The sequence below is a fragment of the Sphaerobacter sp. genome (assembly GCF_019683595.1).
Classification (GTDB): domain Bacteria; phylum Chloroflexota; class Chloroflexia; order Thermomicrobiales; family Thermomicrobiaceae; genus Sphaerobacter.
On sequence record NZ_JADGHZ010000282.1, the window covers coordinates 1 to 3,329 of the forward strand.

Annotated in this window: 2 protein-coding genes; both read left to right on the top strand. The window is 66.6% G+C overall.

Annotation, left to right across the window (positions count from 1 at the left end; translation table 11 throughout):
• Window positions 1-1,628 (top strand): polysaccharide pyruvyl transferase family protein (locus IRZ30_RS16620; RefSeq protein ID WP_294086780.1); only part of this gene is annotated, 1,628 nt, incomplete at its 5' end.
• A gap of 7 nt (window positions 1,629-1,635) precedes the next feature.
• Window positions 1,636-3,329 (top strand): polysaccharide pyruvyl transferase family protein (locus IRZ30_RS16625; RefSeq protein ID WP_294086782.1); only part of this gene is annotated, 1,694 nt, incomplete at its 3' end.

Here is a 3,329-nt window from a genome sequence, read left to right on the forward strand (position 1 = left end):
GTGGGCTCCTCTACGACAAAGACGTGCCCAACGTCGGCAACTACACGGCGCCGCTGCGCTTCGCGGCCGAATGCGGGGTCCCTGCCGCCGTGCTCGGCGTCGGGACCCAAGGCATCCGGACCGAGATTGGCCGAGCGGCGTACCGCGATGCCCTGCCCCTCGCAGCGCTCGCGACCGTCCGCGACGTTACGGACGCGGAGATCCTGGACCGGGAGTGTGGACTGGCCGGCATACAGGTCACGGCTGATCTCGCCTTCACGCTTCCCGAACTTGATCCGGCCTGGCAGTCACAGCGCCGCACCAGCGGCGCCAAACCGATCGCGCTGCTGTCCGTCGGGAAGCGCCTCGACCTGGTTTCCGGCAAGGAAGGCTACGCGCTGCAGACCACGATCGCGCTCGTCGAGGCGCTCCAAGGGACACACGAGGTGATCCTCGCCCAGCACTCAGCGGACGATGAGGAAATCTGCGCCGGGGCCGAAGCGGCGACCGGTGCGCGGCGCTTGAAGCTCGCGGAGCTTGGTGTGCGCGCGACGCTCGACGTCTATGCCTCCGCCGACCTCGCCGTGACGAGCCGCTACCACGGAGTCGTCTTCGCCGCGCTCGCGGGCATCCCGGTCGCGCCGGTGTGCTCCCGTGAGGACAAGATCGGGCGCCTGATCACCCACGCACTCCCCTCGCTGGACTGCGCTGCCAGCGAGGTCTCGGAAGGGACTGCGCCGCCTCTCGTGGCCGAGGAGATCGTCCGGCGCGCGGTGCCAGCCGCGCGCGACGAGGTGGATGCCGTTCGCGCCGCGGCAGCGCGGAACATCGGCCTGCTCGCAGCCGCAATCCGGGACCCGTCGGCTGCGCTCCGTCCCAACGCCCGGCCGCGAGAGGCTGCTCTTGGCCGATCGGCCATCTGCGGCTGGGTCCCTCCGGAGCGCGTGGCCGCCCCATCTCAACCACGACCCGGTAAGCTCCCCTCCTCCAGCCAGGCTTCACCTTCCGATCGGTCACCGCCCCAAGGGCAGACCGCCGAGCAATCCCCTCAGCCACGCCAGAAGCGCCAGCGAAGCCAAGCCGACCCGCTCCCCAGTGTGGTGCGTGATCTTTGCGGAGAGGGCGTCTTCCTCGACGTGGGGCTTCCGACGACGGGCGCTGACGCCTCCCAGCCGGTACAGCCGTGCGTGGGACACATTCCGGTCGTGTCGCTCGACCTGCATCCCCAGGACGATGGGATGGCCGGACGCATAGCGCTCAGCATCAACGGCTCTGCGTCGGCCGACCTCGAACCGCTCCCATCCGGCGCGCATCCGCTGGACGCGGCAACCGACTGGATGCGGTCCAACGGGCTGCCGCCGGTGTCCCTTGTCCGTCTCGTTGATCCCGACCCCACCCTCCTGCTCCGGGCGATCAAGCGCTTCAGCGGCGCCACCATCCTCGTCGACGGCTGGGATGCGATGTGCCCAACCGAGGAGGACGTTAAGACGCTCAGCGTTCACCTTGCGCTGGAGGACATCGGACTGTTCGAACTCCGCGGCGAGGAGCTTCTGCCGGTCCCGATCTTTTCGGTGGGCGAGTGTGGCTCCTCCATCGTAGTTGCGCGCCCCCTGGCGCAGATGGCTTCCCCCCGGATGTCGGAGCAATAACCTGGGAATGCGCTACCCAATCTTCGTGAGTTTCTACGCCGGCGACCGCTACTATCACGAGGCCGCCAAGCGGCTGATCGATGACTGCGAACGCCTGGGCATCCCCCACGACATCGAGGAACTCGAAGTCTCCGCAGGCTTCGACTGGGCGGACATCTGCCGCATGAAGGCCCGGCTTTTCCACCGGAAGCTCGAAGAGCACAAGGGGGCGATCTGCTGGATCGACGTGGACAGCCGCCTCCTGGCGAAGCCTCCGGTATTCGATGGGGCGAACTTCGACTTCGCCGCAATCTTGCGGAATTACACCTATCTTAAGGACTACGACCCGGTCATGTTCGGGCGGACGTTCTGCCCCAGCTTCCTCTTCTTCAACTACACGGACGGCGGGCGCCGCTTCGCCGAGCGCATCGCCGAGCTGGAAGCGCGAGCCGAGAACAAGGCGACCGATGACTATTTTCTCGAGGAGGCCTGGCGCACTTCGAAGGATGAAATGGAGATCCTCCTCCTCCCGCCGAAACGGTTCTCGATCAGCGGCTCCTTCGAGGATGCACCCTCCCATACATGGGTGTGGTTCGGCCTGTCCGGCAACGTGCGGAAGTTCATCGACAAGGTCGACCAGCACTCCGCTGGCCTGTTCGAAAGACAGCGCCAGTTCCGAACGCTGAAGTCGCTCATGGCCGCCGAGGTCGCGGAGGGCAACCTCCTGCCAGCGACAGTCTACCTGAGGAAAATGGCGGAGTTGGACCCGCAGCAGGACGACGTCATCCACAAGCTCGGCCGGGTGCTGCGCCGCCAGAAGCTGTTCGACGATGCCCTGGAGGCGTACGAGGCGCGGCTGCGCCTGATCGAGGCGGAGGAGAGCCACTCGCAGCGCCATCACGAGTTCCTGCTGGGCTATTTCGACTTCCTCCTGGAGAGCGGTCGCCTGATCCTCGCCGGCAAGATCGCCGACCGCCTTCGGGCCGTGCCCGATCCGAAAATTCAGGCCATCCTCCGGAACCGCCTGTTCCGACTCTCCCTGGAGAAGAGGGCCCGCCAACTTCGCGCTGGGACTCGCAGGGTACCGCTGTGGTGGATGGAGACGCCCTACCCTGGAAATTTCGGAGACGTCCTCAACCCTTACGTCATCGAGAAGCTCACCGGCGCACCGCCGAAGCTTTCGGCGCCCGGCGCCGGGGTGCTCGCGATCGGGTCCATCATCAAGTTCGCGAAGGCCAACACTCGGGTATGGGGATCGGGATCGCCCCGCCTGACCGACAGGCTATCCGCCGAGGCGACCTACTGTGCGGTCCGCGGCCCCGCAACGCGGCGCCTCGTGCTGGATAGCGGCGCCGAGTGCCCGGAGGTCTTCGGCGACCCGGCCCTGTTGCTGCCGATCCTCTACCAGCCTCGGGTGCAGAAGCGCTACGCCCTTGGCCTCGTGCGGCACCACGTCCACGCGGACGAGCCCCTCGCACTTAGCGCGGAGGTTCAGGAGATAGACATCCTCCGCTGCGGCTACGGGGAGATCGAGAGGTTCATTGACGAGGTCTGCGAGTGCGAGGCCATCGTCTCCACCTCGCTCCACGGTCTCATCGTCGCGCAGGCCTACGGTATTCCCGCGATCTGGGGCACATTCTCCTCCTCGGAGAAGGGCATTCAGGGCGGCGACGTCAAGTTCATCGACTACTTCGCCTCCGTCGGCATCCATGATCCCAGGCC